This window comes from Bradyrhizobium sp. 197 (assembly GCF_023073375.1).
Classification (GTDB): Bacteria; Pseudomonadota; Alphaproteobacteria; order Rhizobiales; family Xanthobacteraceae; genus Bradyrhizobium.
Genome location: NZ_JADPJJ010000140.1, coordinates 1 through 19,627 on the forward strand (window position 1 = coordinate 1; position 19,627 = coordinate 19,627).

At 59.5% G+C, this 19,627-nt stretch carries 20 protein-coding genes; 3 read left to right on the plus strand and 17 right to left on the minus strand.

Translation table 11 applies throughout. The features are described from left to right. The coding region (locus IVB27_RS31080) for an SDR family NAD(P)-dependent oxidoreductase (RefSeq protein ID WP_247446660.1) at nt 1-306 on the minus strand (306 nt) is incomplete at its 3' end. 391 nt (nt 307-697) lie between these two features. Here IVB27_RS31080 and IVB27_RS31085 point away from each other — a divergent pair. Both IVB27_RS31085 and IVB27_RS31090 read left to right on the plus strand, forming a co-directional pair. Further along, nucleotides 698-979 (plus strand): tyrosine-type recombinase/integrase, encoded by a 282-nt coding sequence (locus IVB27_RS31085; RefSeq protein WP_247341505.1) that lies wholly within the window; start codon nt 698-700, stop codon nt 977-979. Between the two features lie 407 nt (nt 980-1,386). Then, nucleotides 1,387-2,157, plus strand: a complete 771-nt coding sequence (locus IVB27_RS31090) for a hypothetical protein (protein WP_247446661.1) — start codon at nt 1,387-1,389, stop codon at nt 2,155-2,157. A 78-nt stretch (nt 2,158-2,235) separates the two neighbouring features. Here the strand turns inward: IVB27_RS31090 and IVB27_RS31095 are convergent, their stop codons facing one another. The 10 genes from IVB27_RS31095 to IVB27_RS31140 form a co-directional block, all read right to left on the minus strand. Beyond that, entirely contained in the window at nt 2,236-2,772 is a 537-nt protein-coding gene (locus IVB27_RS31095) for a tetratricopeptide repeat protein (protein ID WP_247446662.1), read from the minus strand. Between the two features lie 74 nt (nt 2,773-2,846). Continuing rightward, nucleotides 2,847-3,245: a hypothetical protein gene (locus tag IVB27_RS31100; RefSeq protein WP_247446663.1), complete on the minus strand. Its 399-nt coding sequence runs from the start codon at nt 3,243-3,245 to the stop codon at nt 2,847-2,849. A 12-nt stretch (nt 3,246-3,257) separates the two neighbouring features. Further along, on the minus strand, nt 3,258-4,961 hold the full coding sequence (locus IVB27_RS31105; RefSeq protein WP_247446664.1) for a type II and III secretion system protein family protein: 1,704 nt from the start codon (nt 4,959-4,961) through the stop codon (nt 3,258-3,260). A gap of 451 nt (nt 4,962-5,412) precedes the next feature. Then, nucleotides 5,413-5,832, minus strand: a complete 420-nt coding sequence (locus IVB27_RS31110) for a TadE family protein (RefSeq protein ID WP_345946947.1) — start codon at nt 5,830-5,832, stop codon at nt 5,413-5,415. After that, nucleotides 5,829-7,166: a TadG family pilus assembly protein gene (locus IVB27_RS31115; protein ID WP_247446666.1), complete on the minus strand. Its 1,338-nt coding sequence runs from the start codon at nt 7,164-7,166 to the stop codon at nt 5,829-5,831. Before IVB27_RS31115 ends, IVB27_RS31110 begins: the two co-directional genes overlap by 4 nt. A gap of 9 nt (nt 7,167-7,175) precedes the next feature. Further along, nucleotides 7,176-7,622, minus strand: coding sequence for a hypothetical protein (locus IVB27_RS31120; RefSeq protein WP_247446667.1), 447 nt, complete (start codon nt 7,620-7,622; stop codon nt 7,176-7,178). A 51-nt stretch (nt 7,623-7,673) separates the two neighbouring features. Then, nucleotides 7,674-8,276 carry a methyltransferase family protein gene (locus IVB27_RS31125; protein WP_247446668.1) on the minus strand — a complete coding sequence of 201 codons (603 nt, stop codon included), beginning with the start codon at nt 8,274-8,276 and terminating at the stop codon, nt 7,674-7,676. A gap of 47 nt (nt 8,277-8,323) precedes the next feature. Further along, on the minus strand, nt 8,324-9,232 hold the full coding sequence (locus tag IVB27_RS31130) for a type II secretion system F family protein (RefSeq protein WP_247446669.1): 909 nt from the start codon (nt 9,230-9,232) through the stop codon (nt 8,324-8,326). Next, nucleotides 9,229-10,161: a type II secretion system F family protein gene (locus IVB27_RS31135; protein ID WP_247446670.1), complete on the minus strand. Its 933-nt coding sequence runs from the start codon at nt 10,159-10,161 to the stop codon at nt 9,229-9,231. Before IVB27_RS31135 ends, IVB27_RS31130 begins: the two co-directional genes overlap by 4 nt. Then, nucleotides 10,158-11,408 carry a TadA family conjugal transfer-associated ATPase gene (locus IVB27_RS31140; RefSeq protein WP_247446676.1) on the minus strand — a complete coding sequence of 417 codons (1,251 nt, stop codon included), beginning with the start codon at nt 11,406-11,408 and terminating at the stop codon, nt 10,158-10,160. The genes IVB27_RS31135 and IVB27_RS31140 overlap by 4 nt, the downstream gene beginning before the upstream one ends. On the opposite strand from IVB27_RS31140, the gene IVB27_RS31145 reads away from it, so the two are divergent. Then, nucleotides 11,407-11,544, plus strand: a complete 138-nt coding sequence (locus tag IVB27_RS31145; RefSeq protein WP_247446677.1) for a hypothetical protein — start codon at nt 11,407-11,409, stop codon at nt 11,542-11,544. The two genes, IVB27_RS31140 and IVB27_RS31145, sit on opposite strands and share 2 nt — an antisense overlap. A gap of 34 nt (nt 11,545-11,578) precedes the next feature. Here the strand turns inward: IVB27_RS31145 and IVB27_RS31150 are convergent, their stop codons facing one another. The 6 genes from IVB27_RS31150 to IVB27_RS31175 form a co-directional block, all read right to left on the minus strand. Beyond that, a complete protein-coding gene (locus IVB27_RS31150; protein WP_247446671.1) occupies nt 11,579-12,784 on the minus strand; it encodes a CpaE/TadZ family protein in 1,206 nt (401 codons plus the stop codon). Next, nucleotides 12,784-13,749 (minus strand): Flp pilus assembly protein CpaB, encoded by a 966-nt coding sequence (gene cpaB / locus IVB27_RS31155; protein WP_247446672.1) that lies wholly within the window; start codon nt 13,747-13,749, stop codon nt 12,784-12,786. The genes IVB27_RS31150 and cpaB overlap by 1 nt, the downstream gene beginning before the upstream one ends. Nucleotide 13,750: 1 nt before the next feature. Then, nucleotides 13,751-14,257: an A24 family peptidase gene (locus IVB27_RS31160; RefSeq protein ID WP_247446673.1), complete on the minus strand. Its 507-nt coding sequence runs from the start codon at nt 14,255-14,257 to the stop codon at nt 13,751-13,753. Between the two features lie 100 nt (nt 14,258-14,357). Then, a complete protein-coding gene (locus IVB27_RS31165; RefSeq protein WP_018458240.1) occupies nt 14,358-14,573 on the minus strand; it encodes a hypothetical protein in 216 nt (71 codons plus the stop codon). A gap of 824 nt (nt 14,574-15,397) precedes the next feature. Continuing rightward, on the minus strand, nt 15,398-16,144 hold the full coding sequence (locus IVB27_RS31170) for a hypothetical protein (RefSeq protein ID WP_247446674.1): 747 nt from the start codon (nt 16,142-16,144) through the stop codon (nt 15,398-15,400). 25 nt (nt 16,145-16,169) lie between these two features. Continuing rightward, a partial coding sequence (locus IVB27_RS31175) for a beta strand repeat-containing protein (RefSeq protein ID WP_247446675.1) occupies nt 16,170-19,627 on the minus strand: 3,458 nt, incomplete at its 5' end.

The window sequence follows — 19,627 nt, forward strand, 5'->3', positions numbered from 1 at the left end:
GAGCCCGTCGAAGGGCCGCGAACCGCCGGCATTGTTGACGAGGATGTCTAGTCGGCCGAAAGCGGCAACCACATCATCTCTGATCCTCGTAGCTGCGTCGTGCTGCGTGATATCCGCGACAATGACCAACGGCCGCTCGCATCCGATAATCGCAATCTCTTCCGCAGCGTTTCTTAGGCGGTCTTCTCGCTGGGCCACGGCTGCGAGGCGACATCCTTTCTTCGGCAAGCATCTGCGCGATCCCGCCGCCGAGGCCGACGCTGGCACCGGTGACAGGCGCGACTTGCCGGCGAGCTTGAGATCCATGGTTTTCCCCTTTTTGCCACACCGCGCAAGGCTGATCTCGCCTAGCGGTACCGGCGCGCATTCTGTCCTTTGGGAAAGACCGCGGCATCATTACCAGCAACCCCTGTGAGCGCGGTGGTCGGCTCTATGTCGCAGACCGCCGAGACAAGATCTGGACCGAGCAGAACATCGCCGCAGTCCTGTCAGTCGGCTCCCCCGAGATCCAGCTGGCGCTGGTCTTGGCTTTGTGGAGCGGACAAAGGCAAGGCGACCTGTTGCGGCTGCCCTGGTCGGCCTACGAGAGCCCTTACATTCGCCTTCGCCAGTCGAAGGGAGTCGGCGCGTCGCAATGCCTGCCGGCGGTCCTCTGCGAGCTCTACTCGACACCACCGAAAGTCGGGGACCCCTTATCTTGACGAACACGCTGGGCCGGCCTTGGACGTCCGACGGTTTTCGGACATCGTGGGCAAAGGCTTGCGAGCGCGCCGGTATCGAGGGCCTGACATTTCATGACCTGCGCGGCACGGCGGTGGTTCGGTTGGCGATCGCCGGCGCTAGTGTGCCACAGATTGCCGCAGTCACCGGTCACTCCCTGAAGGACGTCGAGGCTATTCTCGATGCACACTATCCCGGACGTGACATTCAGCTCGCAGAAGCTGCCGTGCTCAAGCTCGAAGCAAGAACAAAACTGTAAACGGTGGTGTAAACGGCGCTGGTTTTGCCGTTTGCTCAAACCGCTAAGTGTTTGATTTGTTTGGTGGGCGCACCAGGGCTCGAACCTGGGACCCGCTGATTAAGAATCAGCGACAGGGGTAGAACAACCAATAACTTACCGGTCGCACCCCGGGGTTAACCGACTGAAATTGGGCATTCGTCGCACGATCATGCCTCATTGCACTGTCTACGGTCCGCGTGGTCGGAACGTGCATTCGCGGGGGCGAGTCATTGCATCTGTTGGTACCCTATCTCCTGAAGCTATCCTTAGAACGGCGCCGCGGCTTGGCGTCTTTTCCGTTTCGATTGATCGAATCCTCGGGTACCCTATTCTTTCCGCGTCGGCGGAACTGCTGAAGTTGATAGATGGCTCCGTGGAGAATGGAGATGGGCCGGCTCGATAAGCAGATGGATCCCTTCCACCCTGCCGCTCATCTGACTACGGAGGATCGCGTCCCCGAGGATCTAAAGCCTGAGCAAGTCGACACGACGTCGTTAGTTGATCCGGCCCGAGAGGAAGCCGCCTCGTCGCCCGCGCATTTTGGGTCGGGCCGGGCGGCGGCCGGCGTAACGGGCTCTGCAGACTGGATGGACCGAGCACGCCGCATCTGGCGGAGCCATCTCCAGCGCGATCAACTCCCCCGGACGGCCGGAGGGTCGATGGGAAACTTTGAGCGGTGGTTGATCGCATTGCTGAGCGTCGGCTTTGTCGTGAGCTGCGTTTGCGCGATCATTGTCTTCATGCAGTTCAACTCGCGCAAATTGGAGATCGCAACACTGCAACGTGACATCATCGCGCTCAAGCTACGCGTAGCCAGGCTCGATCAGATCGCAAGCACCAATGAGATACGTGAAAAAGCAAGCAGTGAAACATCCAAGCCGCCGTCGGAGACCCGTCCTGATCAGGCTTCGCTTATCCTGTCGCGCGAAGAGGTTCAGCTGATCCGCGACTACATCAAGCCTGCCCCGCTTGCGGGGGCTGCCACTGAGTCGATCAAGGTTGGCGATCCCGTCACAGGAGAAACCATCCCCTTCCCTTCTCCGATCACGGACAAGGTGCGGAAACTGCTTGGCGCGAGATTCACCATTCGCAATGGCGTCATCGTCATAACCCGAAACGGCAGCCATTACGCTGATGCTGTGATCGGGCCCAATTGACCCGCGATAGCCGATCCGCAAGTTCAAGGGCAAGCGCCGAGCGTGCCCTGCAAAGCTTATTGTGGGTAGCTACTCGACTTATGGCTGATTATTCGGTGGCCTTTCGATGAACCTGCGACTGCCGTTGAGCAGCTCAAGGTTATTGGCGATGACCGGATTGCCTGGATCGAGCGAATAGGCCTTCTCGAACTTCCGTCGCGCTGCACTCAGATTGCCGCGTAGCATGTACGAATATCCCTGATCATTCAGGATTTGAACGGTTTCGCCTCCCAGCCGGATCGCCTGGGCATAGGCCTGATCAGCGAGGTCAAAACGACGCAACCGATCATAGCTCGCGGCGAGCCCAATCCAGGCCGTCAAATCCTTCGGCGATTTCTCGACGGCGTCCTTGAAATAGCGCTGTGAAATCCCATAACTGCCGCGATTGAAATGCTCCAGCCCCAGCCGCACGGGCTCGTCCGAAGGATAGTATTTGACGTCGGTCGGTTCCTGCACGGGGTCGCCGCCCGGCGGATCCACGGGAGCGACGATAGCCGCGTCTCTCAGCGTGGTCTCGCACGCCGCAAGGCCGGTCGCCAACCAGCAACAGGTCAGCATTAAGATGATGCGCCGCATAACTCTTGTCCCCGCCCGGCTCATCGGACTCATTGAAATATCATCGTCAGATTACCCAAGGTCCCCTGGCTCTTTTACCTGCCCGCTGCTCCGCCGACCGGCACCGATATTCCAGAAGCCGACCCGGCCCCCAATCCTTCCACGTTGATGTTCTGGGTTGGGGTAGTCCGCACGCCCATCTGTCTCGTCGGTTCGCCCATGTCGGGAAGCTGATCCACCGGTTGTTTCGTGTTGCCATAGCGTGTCACGGCGGCACCCACGCGCCGAGCGTCGTAGGCGATCCTGCGGTCGCCGACGTATCGCGGCCATGGATGGATCGTATGGGTGACGGCGTTGACCTGCTTGGCATCGCCGGCGGTCATCGTGATGCTGTCGGAACGCTGAAAGTAGCGGTCCACCTCGTCATGACCGGCGAGCCCGTAGCATCCCCCGAGCAGCAGGGGCGCGAACAGAGCCAGATACCTGATGGTCATCTCTCGCTTCCTCTAGTTGAGGGTTTTCACGATCGGCTGGTTGGCGGCGGCGGCCGGTGGTGGAACGGGCGTCCTGAGCTCAGGAGCGATGATGTGGCCGTAAGGGCCCTTCACGTCGCCGCCGGAATTGACGTAGTCATTGTAACGCTTGCGGACTTCCATCTGGCCATTGAGGAAGAAGTCGACGTCGTTGACCGGAAGGCGGGAGTCGAGCGGCGACGCCAGTTGCTGGCCTGGTGCCGCCGGCGCGACCAGGCGCGGCGTCACGATAATAACCAGATCCGTTTCCTGCTGCTGGTACGACTTGCTGCTGAACAAGGTTCCGATCACCGGCACCGAGCCGATCCAGGGCAATTGCGAAACGTCCTGCCGATTGCGAGTCTGGAGCAGGCCGGCGATCGCAAAGCTCTGGCCGTCGCGCAGCTCGACCGTGGTCCGCGCGTCGCGGCGGGTCAACGCCGGAATGACCGTCCCCGCAATCTGCACCGCATTGGAGAAATCAAGCTCGCTGACAGAAGGTTCGACCCGAAGGTTGATCACCCCGCGCGAGAGAACGGTGGGCACAAAGGCCAGCTCAACGCCGAACTTCTTGAATTCGATAGTCACTGTTGGCACGAGGCCTGCGGTACCGGCCGTGGACGCTACAGGTACTGGAAATTCACCGCCGGCCAGGAAGCGAGCAGCATCGCCGGAAAGCGTGGTCAAGTTCGGCTCCGCTAACCGGCGAGCCAATCCCTTGGTTTCCAGCGCCGAGATTAACAAATCCACCGAGCCGCCACTGCTGGTTCGTATGATGCTGGTCAACAAGCTTCCGAACGGGGCAGGAGCTAGACCGCCCGAAGCGCCAACCAGCGTACCCAATGTTCCGAGTACCGGAAGGCTGCCAGTCGGATAAGCACCAACATTATTAGTGCTCGTAGTGTTCGTGTTAGTGTCCGATGGATTTGTCCCGGTAATAGTCACTCGATTGTTGCTGTTTATGGTATTGCCGCCGATGGGGACTCGGCGAGCAGTCGCCGATCCGAGCCCGGTATTCCCAACGTTGGTGCCGTTGGCATTCGCCGCATAGAGGTTGACGCCCAAGTCGCGACCGGCGTCCCGATTCACCTCGAGAAAGCGCACCTCCAGCATTACCTGTTGCGGCGCCGCGACGCTCATCGCGTTGACGACAGTTCCGCCTTTCGCGACGGTGCTGGTGGCGATTGCCATGGCCCGCTCGGCCGCAACCGCATCGACAGCGGTTCCGCTGAGCACCACCTGGCCCTCGGAGGCAGAGACGCGAACACCCTGCATGCCGGTGCCGGTCCGGATGTTCTGCTGCAGATTGCTGGTATCGATCACGACCTCGACGTCGAGGATCCCGATCTGCTTCATCGAGCTGTCGAACAAAATGACGTTGGTGGTGCCGGTCTGCTTGCCCTGGACATAGATCAGGTGGTCGCTCAGCGACTTCACATCGACGATGTCGGGCGAACCCGCGACAATGGTCGCAAAAGCCGTATCGACCTTGAACGTGCGTGACTTGTTGACAACCACCTTGACCCGCTGGACGTCGTTCATTTCGCTGACGAAGACGCCGCCGCCGGAGGAGCCCCGCCGATCTGCAGCCGCGGCGCTGTCAACGGAATTGAACAGGGCAAGCGTGGCGCCAAGAGCCATCACGCCGAAGGCGAGTAGTCTCGCCTCCCCTTTACCCGAAACGCGCCCCCCACTCATTCTGAGCCCCTCTCGCCGCGATCCGCGGCTGTCCCCGTAAATCTACGTCCTCGCGGCTTTAACAACTCTCCTTCGCGCACCACATCGTAGAGTTTACAATCTGTCCCACTACAAATCGTTACCTGCTTATGCGCGCACCCAGTCGAAGCCCAATCTTATCTCCGGCTCCGCAAAGGGACACGTCCCGTTTCCGCCGGCCGCAAGATGCTGTGCAAGATCATCGTCCCTCATGCCGCCTCCGTGCAAGAAGAGAGCCCCCACCGCACTGCGGCAACAGCAGAGAAAACTTTCCGATGTTGCCAGCGCGCACCACTTTCCTGCCTTGCTTGGAACTATCGTGCCGCGTAAGCGCTCGGACGGGTACCCGTTGCCCCCGGCCTCTCCAAGCGCCCTATCGATTCTCGAAAGATCTGTTCGGACAACGCGGACTTCCTCTGGTTGCGCATTACCGCTAGAAGGGAATATGGGTGGACGCGCTCGGCGCATTGAGCGCTGTGCCCCATATCGGCATCAGCATGGTGAAGCTTGCCTGGGAAGCTGTAACGGTCAAATCGTTGCCACTGGACCCGACGGTCAACGTCGGCGTGAGACGGCCGAAATACAGGAACGGCGCCGCGTTCTGCTTGGCGGTGGTGGACAGCGGATCCCCGGTGCAGCCGGCCGGCGACTGCGGCGGGCTTTGAAGCAAGGCAGGTGTATAGCAGCTAATCATGACCGCACGGGCGCCAGCACTCGCGAGCGTCCGCAAGGATTGCATCGTGATGGCATAGCGCCCAAGATCGAAGATGACGAACATCAATGTGAAAAGCGCCACGGACACCATAATAAATTCAAACGGCGCGATGCCGCGATTGTCGAGCTTTCTCATCATTGCACCAAAGCGACAACTTGGGTGTAAACAATGGTGGCCGGATCACAGCCTTGCGTGCTGAGGTAGCCGCCACCGCTCATGTCGAGCGTTTTGGCGATCACCTGCGAACAGGTCGTATTCGTGCTGGCAGTCGTTCCGGCCCAGCTAACGTCGACCTTGGGGAAGTAGATGGCCCCGCCCAGACTAGCCAGACCGCCACCGTTTATGGTGACCTTGTTGCTGGTCTTGCTCGGAGCCTGATCATCAATCAGGACGCCATTTAGATCAGAAGAGAACGTGTTAGTGGCAGGTGCGGAGAGAGCAGCCGTACCCCCGTTTATGGTAAGCTGCGAGTCTCCGAGCAACACCAGGGTTACGCCTGCGCCTTTCAGTTGTCCGCCGGTCATCTTTATATTTGCTTTGTAGAAGAAATATGTTCCCGGATCCAAAACGTACTTGTCGCCGTTCTGCACGGTGAAACTGCCGTAAGCTCCAGTCCCGGCGCTATTTGGCGCGCAATGCTTCCAGCCATCCGCCTGAAGGGTGCATGGCATATTTGTATTGCCCGTCCTGCTGTTGAACGATGCGGTGTCCAGTTTGCTGAGCGGATTGCTAGCGTACGTCATAAAATAGTTGTGCGGCACGCTAACATTGCTGCAGCTGCCTGAGGGGATGCAGCCACTCACACCATAAACTGCCCATCCCGAGCCGGTGAACGTTGGAGTGCTGGCAAGTTGAACACTGGTATCCGACATCAGAGCGCAGCCAGTTCCGTTGTTGCTGAGGTTGCCAGCAAGCTTGAGTGCGCCTGAGTCAGGTCCAAGCGCCAGGACGCAGGCTTTGGTCGGCAGCTGGACCATTGCAATGGCTTGGGCGGGGATGTTGACGGTGGTCAAGCCCAGCACTGCCGCCAAGTACGCCGGTTGTTGCTGGCTGACTCTGGCGCGAACGGCGTTGCCCGTACCCGCAACGGGCGTTGTAAACGTGCCCGCATTGTAATTGCCGATATCGATCTGCACGGCCCGCGAGGTTCTTGTCGGAAGGCTGGTCGGACAATTCCTGCCCGGATAGGCGGTAGCGTCATTGGGACTGTAGTTGCAAAACCCATTCTGTGCCGCGAATTCCTTGCCGCGATAGTCCACTGATTGCGTGTCGCAGACCGCACCCGCCATCGTACATGACAGCCGCAACGCGCCCGAATAGGCCGCTGAGTCCGCTGCGTTCTGCGCGTGCTGGCGGGTGACGTACCACGATCCGGCCTCGGCCCCGAGCGCGACCACTCCGATGAGTGGCACGAGAGCGATGACTGTTGCGAATGCGACGGAGCCTCGTTGGGAATGGAGTAGATCACGCATGGAAACACCCTACTGAAAGCGTTCTGAGTGACGCAGCGTGTACGTGCAGGTGGTGGGACACAGCAGCGAACCCACAAAAGGCGGGCGTGCCCCAAGCGGGGCCAAAGTGATAGTTGTCGAAAATGTAATGTACTTCGGAGAAGCAAGATTGCTCGGCGAGCAGGTAGCGCCCGCGTCTCCGCACAAAACCTGGAGGTCGCCGATCGCATGACCCGCAACCGTCGTCTGTAGCCCTGTCCTCCAGCTCACTGTGCCGTCAGGGGCGAGCGGATTAGCGTACTGCACGTACTGCCCGAAGGAGCGCAGAGCCGACCATGCGGAGATAAACTGGAAGCCCGCGGCGGCTAAGTCGGCGAGCGGCACAAGCAGGAACGACACCAAGAAAATGTAGACGATCATGGTCTCAAGCGCGACGGCGCCGCGTTGATCCACGATCAAAGACTTCTTGTGGCTCATGAGTTGACCTCGACCGATACTCACCCTTCCGGTCGTCGACCGGAACAGCACTCACCAAACGTAAGGGATCACTCTCCAGCGCGATGCTTCGTAAGCGGAATATTCAGGGCAGTTGCGCCGAAGCAGGTCCTCTTCGTAATAGATTCGGCAAACCTGGACGCCGATATGCAAGACGAGCAACACCGCTGTCAGCGGCGTCGGGCTTCTCAGCACCACACCCAACACCGCGATTTCTTCCGCGAGGTAGAGCGGGTGCTTGATCCACCGATACGGACCCGTTTGCACCACGTTGCGCGCCTGCGGCACCAGACTGAACGACCTGCCAAGATGTCGGATGGTGACCAGCATCATGATCATGCCGATCAACACGCACGCAGTGGACGCCAGGTTTGGCAACGCCTTGTCGGTTTCGCCGAAGAAGGCGATCGTCCACGGCATATAGGTGCCGACGAACGCCGCGATCCTTGGGAGACGGCCGTTCGCTTGCGCCTTCGCCGGGGGCCGCGTGATGATCAACAGCGCCAGGAGCACGTAGAAGACAGCGAGGCAAACACTCGACAGGATCGACGGCCAGGGATCATGAGCCGATGATCCGATCTTGATGGCCACGCCAAGCGCCAGCAACATGAACCACATGCCGCCGAACAGTTGCATTGTTCGATCGTAAGAAGACGTTTTCGAAAGGGCAATCGTGCTCATGGCTACTTACCGAAGCTGGCGAAAGAACGCACGAGGTGCAGAATGGGACTTCCTCCCAAAATGACGAACATGGCTGGAAGCAGGAACAACACCATCGGAATGGTCAGCTTGGCGCCCAACTTGTGTGCTCGTTCTTCAAGCTTGGTAATACGTTCGCGCCGGAGGTCGACAGCGACACTCCGTAGAGCCTGGCCCACGGGCGTTCCGTATTGCAGGCTTTGGGCGACCATGATTCCGAACCGGCGGAGCCCATCCGACGTAGATCCCAGTTTATCGAATGCGTCGCTGCGCCTTGGCAGGATCCGGAGATCATCAAGAAGGCCGCTCATGACCCGGGCTATAGCGGGATTGGTCTCATGCATTTCTTGCGCTACACGTGCCAGCCCGCTTTCCAGGCCCATTCCCGCTTCGCTGCACACAACCAGCAAATCGATCATGTCCGGCGTGCCCAGTCGAATGGCGGCATCAAACCGCCGCTTCAGCACCGCCAGTATCAATCGCGGCGCTAAAATCCCGATCGCCACGCCAATAAGTGTGAAGACCAGCACATCCAGCAGTGGCTTCCCGAAAAGCTGAGCGACACACCCGGCGATGATCGGGCATAGGGCCATGCTGACGGCTTTGACACCGATCCAGGTCGGCAAGGCTCGATGATGATTGAAGCCTGACGATTGAAGGATGGTTCGTAGCTGATCCAGATTTTCCTCAGCATAGAAGCGACGATACCGCATGCCGAGTGACGAAAACCAACCGGTCACATCCTGGAAGGGGGCAGACCGGCCAGCAACGCCCATCACGGCGTTTGACACCCGAGCGTCCAATGTACGAACGTGTATTTCGCGGATAATCAACATGCAGGACGCAGTCGCAGCCACGACTGCGAGGGCCACCAGACTGAGACCAGAAGTCATAGTTCTGTTTCCCTTCTGACCATCCAACTTATCACCAGGGCTCCGACAAGCACCGAAACGACTGCGTAGACCAGCAGCTTGTTTCCGACCGGATCGGTGAACAACAGATCAACCGTTTGCGGATTGGCTGCGTATAGGACCCCACCTGCAATCAAGGGCGAGACTGTCAGCGCTCGCGAGGAAAAGATCACCTCTCCCGCCAGCGCCTTGGCGCGAGCAGCCAGCGCAACACGTTGCCTGACAGTGTCTCCCAGGTTCTGCAAGGTCTCGGCCAGGCTGCCACCGGATTTCAACTGAACGGCAAGTGTCACCGCAAAGATCGCATACTCCGCCACCTGCGTTCGCCGATAGACAGCCTGGACAGCTTCCTCTGGAGGTCTACCCAGATTCACTTCGCTGCATACGATGGCAAACTGCCCAGCCGTTGGCTGCGGCATATCGCGCGCGAGGGCACGAAATGCCTCGTGCACAGGAAGACCTGATCGCACGGTACTTGTCACCAGCTGGATCGCGTCAGGCAGCTGTCGAAAAAGCTGAAGAGCGAAGCGACGTTTCTGCCATCCGAACAGGCCTCGTATCACAATAATGGCCGTGATTGCGGCGACAATGGACACGTAGACCAGGGAATATCCCAGCTGGCTGTTCGCATAAAGGATCGCTGCTGCTCCGAATGCACCGGCGAGCAGCACATAGGCCGGAAGCAACACGTAAGGTATATCGGGATTGTAATTGGACAGCCGATTGAGAAACTGAGCCTGGGACCCGGTCTCCAAGCGGCGAATGGATGGTAGGTTAGCCGGATGCGACGTTGGCAGAGCAATCGCCAACTGGCGATTGATGCGTCTTTCCCGAGCGTCGAGCCACAACGAGAGGGCTGCTGCACACATCGCGAGGGCCAGAACAGTGACGATCACGGACTCCAGCATCATACTTGCCTCATGGCCTCGGCCCAAGCACCATCTAGCCCGAAATAGACAAGACGGCTCTTGAACTTCGGAGTTGCAAGGTTGGACTTATAGCTGCCCGATATCCGCCCGTTCACATCCTCCTCTTGATACTCGAAGGCTGCGATGTCATTGGTGGTGATCACCTCCCCTTCAAGGCCGATCACCTCGCTGATCTGAATGATGCGGCGCTGTCCGTCCCGCATGCGTTCGACCTGCACAATGAGATCCAGCGCAGCGACGATCTGACTTCGAATGGCGCGCGACGGTAGATTGACCTGTCCCATCTGCACCATGTTTTCGATGCGGGTCAGGGCATCCCGGGTACTATTCGCGTGTACCGTGGAGATCGAACCATCATGGCCGGTGTTCATCGCCTGCAGCATGTCGAATGCTTCGGCACTGCGCACCTCGCCAACGACGATCCGGTCGGGACGCATGCGCAGGGCATTCACCAGCAGATCGCGCTGTGTCACCTGCCCTGTGCCCTCGAGGCTGGGAGGCCGGGTCTCCAGGCTGATCACATGCGGCTGCTGAAGCTGCAACTCCGCCGCGTCCTCGATCGTGACAATGCGTTCGGTATGATCGATGAACTGGCTCATAGCGTTCAGGAGCGTCGTCTTGCCGGATCCGGTACCGCCGGAGACCAGAACATTGAGCCGCGAGCGGGCGGCGATCTCCAGCAAACGTCCGATGGCCGCGGTCATTGAGCCATTTTCAATCAAGCCGGCTATGTCCAAACGGCGGCTTGGAAATTTTCGGATGGAAATGCACGGACTATGGATCGCCAGCGGCGGGAGGATGATGTTGACCCGGCTGCCATCCAGCAGGCGACAATCGACCATCGGACTGGACTCGTCGACGCGCCGACCAACCTGCGCGGCAATCTTCTGAGCGACGGAAGCGATGTGACCATTGTCCCGGAATCGCACCGCAACTCGTTCCAGCTTGCCGTTTCGCTCCACGTAGACATTACTCGGACCGTTCACCATGATATCGTTGATCGATTGGTCCAGCAGTAGCGGACGGAGCGGCCCGTAGCCCGTCATGTCGTCGGCAATTTCGTCCGCGAGCTGCAGCTGCTCACGACCCGACAGCTCGAGCCGTTCCTGGTTGGCAATTTGATGGATGATCTCCTCGATCTGCCGCCGGAGAACTTCCCGCGAGACGGTTGCGGCCACCGATGGCTCGATCTGCTCAATCACCCGTTCACGCAGCGAAGGCGGGATTATGGGTTGGTCGATCGGCGGTTCGTCGCGCCTTGGCGCAGGCGACGGCACGCTCGGTGCGGATGCAGCCGTGCTGAGCGGCGGCAAAGGCAAGCCCATCGCAGATGAAGGGAGGCTTGTCTCCAATGAAGATACGTGAGCTGGTGCGTCGTCTTCACGCCTACCAAACTTTTTCATCGCAGATGTGCTGTGAGCACCCTCCTCCACCAGCCACTCCGCTCGGCAGCGACACCGCTGATCTCCCGTACGATCGGTGCCAGGTGACGCCGCAATTTTCTGACGTGCTTCAGAGCTGGAATTCCCAGATTGAGCGCCTCGGTCATGCCCTTGCCGAGATCGGGAATGACGATGTCGGGCTCTGCACCCAACGCCTTGACGACCGCCGCCCTCGGCAGGCCCCCGGGACGACCGGCCCGGTTGAGCAAGGTAAAGACCCGGTCTTTGCCCGCGATGTTGATCACGGCGGCGCGTAGCGCATGGGCATTGCGAAGTCCGGTCACCTCGGATTCGAGCAACACCATCACATGACGGGAAAGCGTAATCACGGGATAGATCGACGGCGGAAACGGGACGGGTACATCGACGACGATGTAGTTGAACCGCTGACGCAGCAGACCCAGCACGTGTCGTATGCCAGCTTCCGTAATTTCGAGCTGCGCATCGAGGTCCTCGTCGGCCGAGACCAGGCAAACCCTTTCGTTGACTTCGATTGCCGCGCGCTCGAGGAAGAGTGTGTCCGCCCGCATCGGATTTTCCAGAGCGATACGCAGCCCCGGCCCGGGACGAACACCTAACATCACGGCGGCCTCACCGCCCTGCAAATGAAGATCAAGCAGCGCCACCTTGGCCTTGGTTGTCTCGGCAAGTTGCAGCGCCAGATTGATCGCGATGCTCGTGGCGCCGGCGCCCCCCTGCGCCCCGCAGATCGAGACCACGTGCCCGCCACGATCGATCTGGTTGGCTGCCACGTTGCCGAGCAGCTTGGGGCGCAGCTTGTCCAGCACCATATCGCGCGTGAGCGGCCGCGGCAGATACTCTGTCAAGCCGAGCTCCAGGAGCTCACGGTAGAAGGTGATCTCCCTGTTATCGCCGATCACGGCTACGCGGACATCGGGTGGACAGACGCCGGCCAGCCTTTCCAGTTCAGTAAAAGGGTCGTCGATGCCACTGATGTCTGCCACCAGCGCAAACAGATCGGTGTCGGTTTCAAGCATCCGTATGGCATTGCGGATCGTGCCGCGCCTGATCGAGAGGTTGGCGCCTTCGAGCCCCTTGCGCAACGCCGCAGCGCTGAGCTCATCATTTACGAAACCGACGATGCGGTTACGCGTGACGATTGACGTCGATTCTTCAGGCGGAGTGGCTATGGCAATGTTCATCAACGTTTCTCCGACAACCTGTTATCGTAACCCACCGCCGTTGCAGTCGGGCCTACAGCATCCGATGCACCGTCGCAGCTGACGAGAGCGTCTTCCACTTGCTTCCTGACCGTGTATTGCTTGACCTCACCGCCTGAATGAACGACCACTGCCGTTCTCTGTGCAGAAATTGCATACTGGCGGGCAAGTTCAGGCGACACATCACAGCTCGACATCGCGCCGGTGTCTGCCTTGTCCCACTGATCGACTGCTGCGCGTACGGCCAAGGAGAGCGTCCCGAGCTGCTTTGCGACGGTGACTTTCTTGACCTGGACCTGAGTAAGTTCCAGTGACACGGTCTGCGTTTGCTTACCCGCCATCCCGCTAATGGGTCGCGCGCCCTGCACGATCTCCTGATCAATCGCGATGACTCGAACATTGCGCAGAACGGTTTCGCTCAGGGCGCGACGCGCGGTATCGACTTTCTCGAAGACCTGGGTCAACACGACGTCCACGTGATCGCCCGGCCTGATGAGGCCCGAGACACCGGCCTCCTCGTCAACCTTGATGCTGATGGCACGGCTGTCTGGCGCCAGGATACTGGCCAGGAAACCCCGGTCCCGCGGACGCAGGATATCCTGCAATGTAACGAGGCTGCCCGCTTCGACGAAGTTGCGGATGAGTGAACCCGGAAGTCCGGCCTTGGACTCGGGGGTTTCGAGGATAGCCCCCTGGGGAACGCGCTCCGACGGCACCGAGCGCACGGCGAAATCCTCTTCGCGGGCCAACGTCCCCCTCGGCAATGGCCGTGTCGCGACAAAGTATCCGGCGGTCGCCGGCGCCGCCGGCGCGAGAGGCATCGCTGTCACTTGTACTGGGACCGGAGCCTGCGCCTTCGGCAGGTTCATGCTATAGGCAATCAGTCCGAACGCTGTGGTTGCAAGCAAAAGCACCACGATGATCGACAGACGCAGCGCGGATGACATTTCACGATCCTTTGCTCAAAATGGTCCAGATACCGCCACAGGCGATAGCAACTCCGTAAGGCAGCGGGGCGTGTCGCAAATGGCGCCAACGCTCGATCGCGTAGATGCGCCGTGCGAGCGACGATCCGGCTGGTGTCAACCTGGGATACGGCAGGTGACGCATCATCAGATGCACCAGGGCAAGAACGCCGCCGGCCAGCACGGTGACCGTCAGCAACTGCATCACGCCGCTCGGCGGGAGACCAACCGCCAGGGCAACCAGCAGCTTGACGTCGCCGCCACCAATTCCTCCGCGCGCGTATAGGACAAAAAGCAGCAGGAAGAGGATCGCGGCTGCGATCAGCGACACAGCGACTTGTATCGAGCTGGGCAATTGACCGGCGATCCCAAGGAGCGCCAGCGCGAGACAGAATTCGTTTGGGATCGAGCGCGTCGCGACGTCTATCGTTGCGACATAGAGCAACAACAGGATTTGCAGGATCGAGACTGTGGGAGCAATCCAACTCATGAAATGCACGTTTCAAAAAAGTGGAAGGCAAACTAGCGGGAGCACTCCTGCAGGAGGGGGGCAGCTTGGATTGCCCCCCTCTGGCGCCAAAATGGCTGTATCAACCAGCGATCGCGGTAGTGAAAGCAGTGGTGATTGCGGTGATCCCGGTCGTTAGCGCCGCCCCGATCTGCCCACCAGCTCCACCACCGAACACAGCACCCACTGCGCCGACGATGCAAACCGCGACGATGATGTACTCGAATGACACCACGCCATCCTGGTCCGTTCGCAGACGCTTCAAGGCTTCCTTGGTCTCGATGTAATATTGCAACATTGGAAGAATCCCTTCTTTCAAGATGAATTTGCAGACACCTCGGCAACTTCCAGCGGCTGCGGATTTATGTCCGGCCCGCCAGCGCTAAAATATCCATTAAATATTTATTATCGTCAACATTTAATATATAATGTCTTTTTAATTAACCCTACCGGAACGAGCCGCACTGCGAAAATCGAATATGGAGCTAAATCGGCAAAACTGGTTGTAATACAAGGACGATAGCTGACCCCACAATCGAAAGCTGGGCAGAGCGTCGGCTGAGAGTCGGCAGGGATTCACCGGAATAATACGGGTGACCAGCGGTAAAGTTTATTATTCTGGAGTTCAAGAATTGTGTGATGACAAATGAGCTGTCGCACTGCGTCAATCCTGTCAATCCATTCGCACAATAGAGCGGATGATGCGACCGGGCCGTCATGGAGCAGATTTCACGACATGCGGATAGCGAGAAGCGGAACATCTGCCACGACGATTGAGGTGACCCCTCCGAAGATACTGATCGCTGCCTTGCAGCCGCATGATTCCGCCAGTTGCACTGGCGTGACGCAATCATCAATTCGGGTTCGCGCGTCGATATCTTCGCCGTTTTCAAGCAGAGGCTCGAAGAACTGGAGCAGTCTCCAGTAAATTTCAACTCGAGCGGCAATTCGGCCACCCAAGTTCGAGAGGATGCCGGCTATTCGGAAGCGGCGGGACCTGCGCTTCGATGATGAGCCGCGTCGTCCGCGGGCACCACCCGTCCGGTGTAGGGCGCCCGAATCTCCATGCGAACCAAGTACCGACTTTGCAGTCAGCGCCTTGAGCCATCTCCTCGCAGCGCGTCAGACTAGATACTCGTGGTAGCTGATAAGCGTTCCCATGTTCTTGTCTGCCCCAGTCTGGAAGCTCGCGGGATCGTACTGGCCCAACAGGCTGATATTGGCGGTGTGAACTCCGTCAGTCACCGAAAGGATTCCTCCAGTGCCGGCCTGATTTGCGACATAATTAGCGGTCGTGCCGTCCCCGAATGCGACGTCGAGGATATCCAGGTGGTCATTTCCGTCAAACCCGGACACGACTCCGCTGAAGTCGAAGGAGTCATGGAGCACGATTGTCCCGGTGGCTGTGGCATCAAGCGCGACATGCGCAGACGAAGCCGCTCCGAACTCGATCGTAGCTACGCCATCCATCAGTGCGGTGCCGTTGCCGCTTACACTGCCATTGAGAGTGACGTTGCCTCCATGCGCCCACAGCAGCCCTGAATTATCCACGTTGCTGTCGATGACCAGACCGCCACTGCCGCTGGCTGCAATCGTCCCGGAATTAACGACGGTGTTGTCGCCGGTGTCAATCTCGAGCGCGTTGGTGCCCGTCGCGATGATTGTACCTTGGTTGACAAGGATCAATGTCCCTTCGCCGAGCTGTCCGGCTCCGGAAATGGTGTTGTCGACGTTGGTCAGCGTGACATCGGAAACAGCTCCACTGACAGTGTTCTTGCTATTGTCAGACAACAGCACCTGACCGCCACCTTCAAGCAAAATGCCGTGCTCGACAAGTTGGAGATCGGTCTCCGCGCCGGTCGAATTCAACGAGATCGTGCCCGTATTGTGGATGTTAACCGGACAGCGGCAGCAATGCGCCGTTGCCGATTGTCATTGTGCCGGCATTGTCGACTATGGGCTTGAAGTCGAACACGAAGTCGTCCGCTGCGAGCGAGCCGGCATCGACGCCATCCAAAGTGATCGTTTGACCGTCTGCCAGCGCGATGACGGCATTACCGTCATTGTCGGTAGACAGATGCGTCTGGACGTCGGCGAAGGTCTTGAAGCTGTCGTAGCCAATCAGGTCAATCTGATCATGCGCAATCTCGAAATTATAGATGACGTCATGACCGATCGGCTGTGAGAATACAAGCAGATCGCTGCCACTCGACGCTGTGAGATAGTCGTCGCCGGAAATGGCGATGATGGCAGAGCCCGCTGCAAAAGCTTCAACATTGTCGGCGAATGTCTCGATTACGGCCGAGCCATCCGGCTGCATCCAAGTCACGGTCACGTCGAGGTGCAATGCCCCGGCGAAACTGACTGGCGACGTCACCATTAGCGAACTGACGTCGGTCGTCTCGATCGTCCAGTTGCCATCGGGGAGCAGCGTCCCACCATTTAGTGTCCAGCCGGCGGGCATGCTGCCCACAGTGACGGTGGCGAGTTGACCCTGATTAGCGGGCGGGTCCGTTAGACCGAGATTGATGGGCTGCCCCGACACGCCCGCAGGAGCAAGCGCCGTGCCAAACCCAAAATTCGATGCGCTGAAACTGCCAGTCACACTCGCCAGAGTGGTCAGGTTGTCCAAATCGACGACGAGTGTCGCGCCGCCTGCGACGCTCGGATTGGGATCGTAGTAAACTTGCGCGTGGCCGACTGTCGAATTGTGGAATACGAACAGGGCCCCCGTCGTGATATTGGAGTAACTGTTGATCGTTGATTGAACCGTCGCTGTCGTCACGGATGCGTCTGTTTTGACGCCGACCTCCGTGTTGGCGAGATTTATCGCAGCATTGTTGCCCGTTCTGACGTTTTCAACGGTTGTGTCGACATCACCAATGACGAATCGCCCGGCGGTTACCGTAAATTCTAGCTTATCCCCTGAGGTGCTGAAGTCGGTGATGTGGTCACCCGCGTCGGTGACAGCGAGATAGGCGAATGTATCGTTCCCGCCGCCACCAGTCAGCGTATCTGCGCCACCACCACCCACGATCCTGTCCGCGCCAGTGCCTGCGCCACCGTTGATCGTGTCGTTACCTGAACCGCCCTTGAGGGTATCATCACCGCCGTTTCCTGAGCTGCCCATGATGACAAACGATCCAGACGTGACTGCGCTAGCATCTACGACCAGGTCGCCGTTACCAGTGATGCCGGATCCGTCAATCGTGAGCGTTCCTCCATTTTGGAATGTCGAAAGGAATGTCAGGGCGTCAGTATGATTTCCGTTGTTGGCGTCACTTAGAACAATTGTTTCGAACTTTGTCAGGCCAATGCTTCCTGCACCATCGCCAAAAGTGAATGGCCCCAGACCACCACCACCGACGACGAGAGTGTCCGTACCGCTTCCCCCGGTCAGCATGTCACCGTTGTTTAGCGTTAGGGGAGATTGCGTGCCGGTCACAGTATTGGTGCCCGATACATAGGAGACGGTATCGGTGCCGGTCGTGAGAGCGAAGGGGCTAGGGCTCGTGACCGAAATGATGACCGTATCGACATCGGTCAATGCCCCACCCGCTCCGGTGTGGCCATTGTCGCTTGTTGTCATGGTCAGAGTGCTAGTTCCGGCAAAATTCGATGTCGGAACGTAGTTGACCGTGGAGGCCAGAGTAGAATTGATGGCGCTGACTGTTCCGGTCAGCGTCACCGTTGACGTTCCGCTGCCGCTGATCCCTGCGGTACCTCCTGAAACGGTCAAGGTGCCGTTGGTTAGCGACAACGTGATCGTTTCGCTGGCGCCGTCCGAGTCGGCATCGACGATGCTAAGTCCAGTGATCGCCTTTGTCGTGTTGACGTTTGTCGTCTGTGGTCCCGGAACCGTATTCACCGGCGCATCGTTGACCGGGATGACCGCGACTGTCGAGCTCACGTTATTGCTGGCGTGGCTGGCCGTCTGGCCGTCGTCAACCTGGTAGCTGATGGTGCGGGTCGCGCCCGACGGATTGTCACCCGAGTTCGAATACGTCACGGAGCGCAGAGCCGCCTGGTAGTTCGCCACACTCGACGAACCCGTCAGGGTCATCACCCCAGTGCTAGCGTTATAGCTGCCGGCGATGCCGTTCTGATTCGCAAAACCGAGCACATCCTGGCCGGAGACGAAGTTTGTGATCGAGACCGTCGCGCCGGTCAGATTCGTGCTGTCAACGTCCGACACCATCAGCGCCGTGTCGATCGCGGTCGCCGCCTGACCCTCGGTATAGGACAGTGAACCGCCATTGGCGTTCAGCACCGGCGCATCATTGGTACCGGTGATGGTGACCGTCACCGTACCGGTGGCGGTGCCGTCCAGGCTGGTGACCGTGAACTGGTCCTGCACCTGCTGGCTGGCGGTGAGCTCGTCGTGGGCGCCGTTGCCGGCGTAGCTCCAGGCCCCGTTGGCATCGATCGTGAAGTCGCCATAGGTCCCGTGGGCGCTCGATTGCGCCACGACGTGGGCTTCGCCGCTGTCGGGATCCACAATCGTCAGCTGGCCGCTGGTGTTCAGCGCCGCCGCGGTGTCGCCTTCGGTGACGGACTTCGAGTCCGACGAGACCGTGGCCGCATCGTTGCTGCCGGTGATGGTCACCGTGACGATGCCGGAGGCGGTGCCGTCCAGGCTGGTGACCGTGAACTGGTCCTGGACCTGCTGGCCGGCGGTGAGCTCGTCGTGGGCGCCGTTGCCGGCGTAGCTCCAGGCGCCGTTGGCATCGATCGTGAAGTCGCCGTAGGTCCCGTGGGCGTTGCTCTGGGCCACGACATGGGCCTGGCCCGTGTCGGGATCCACAATCGTGAGCTGGCCGCTGGTGTTCAGCGCCGCCGCGGTGTCGCCTTCCGTAACGGACTTCGAGTCCGACGAGACCGTCGCCGCATCGTTGCTGCCGGTGATGGTGACCGTGACGATGCCGGAGGCGGTGCCGTCCTGGCTGGTGACCGTGAACTGGTCCTGCACCTGCTGGCCGGCGGTGAGCTCGTCGTGGGCGCCGTTGCCGGCGTAGCTCCAGGCGCCGTTGGCATCGATCGTGAAGTCGCCATAGGTCCCGTGGGCGTTGCTCTGGGCCACGACATGGGCTTCACCGCTGTCGGGATCCACGATCGTCAGCTGGCCCGAGGCGTTCAATGCGGCGGCAGTGTCGCCTTCCGTGACGGGCTTCGAGTCCGACGAGACCGTGGCCGCATCGTTGCTGCCGGTGATGGTCACCGTGACGATGCCGCTCGCGGTGCCGTCCAGGCTGGTGACCGTGAACTGGTCCTGGACCTGCTGGCCGGCGGTGAGCTCGTCGTGGGCGCCGTTACCGGCGTAGCTCCAGGCCCCGTTGGCATCGATCGTGAAGT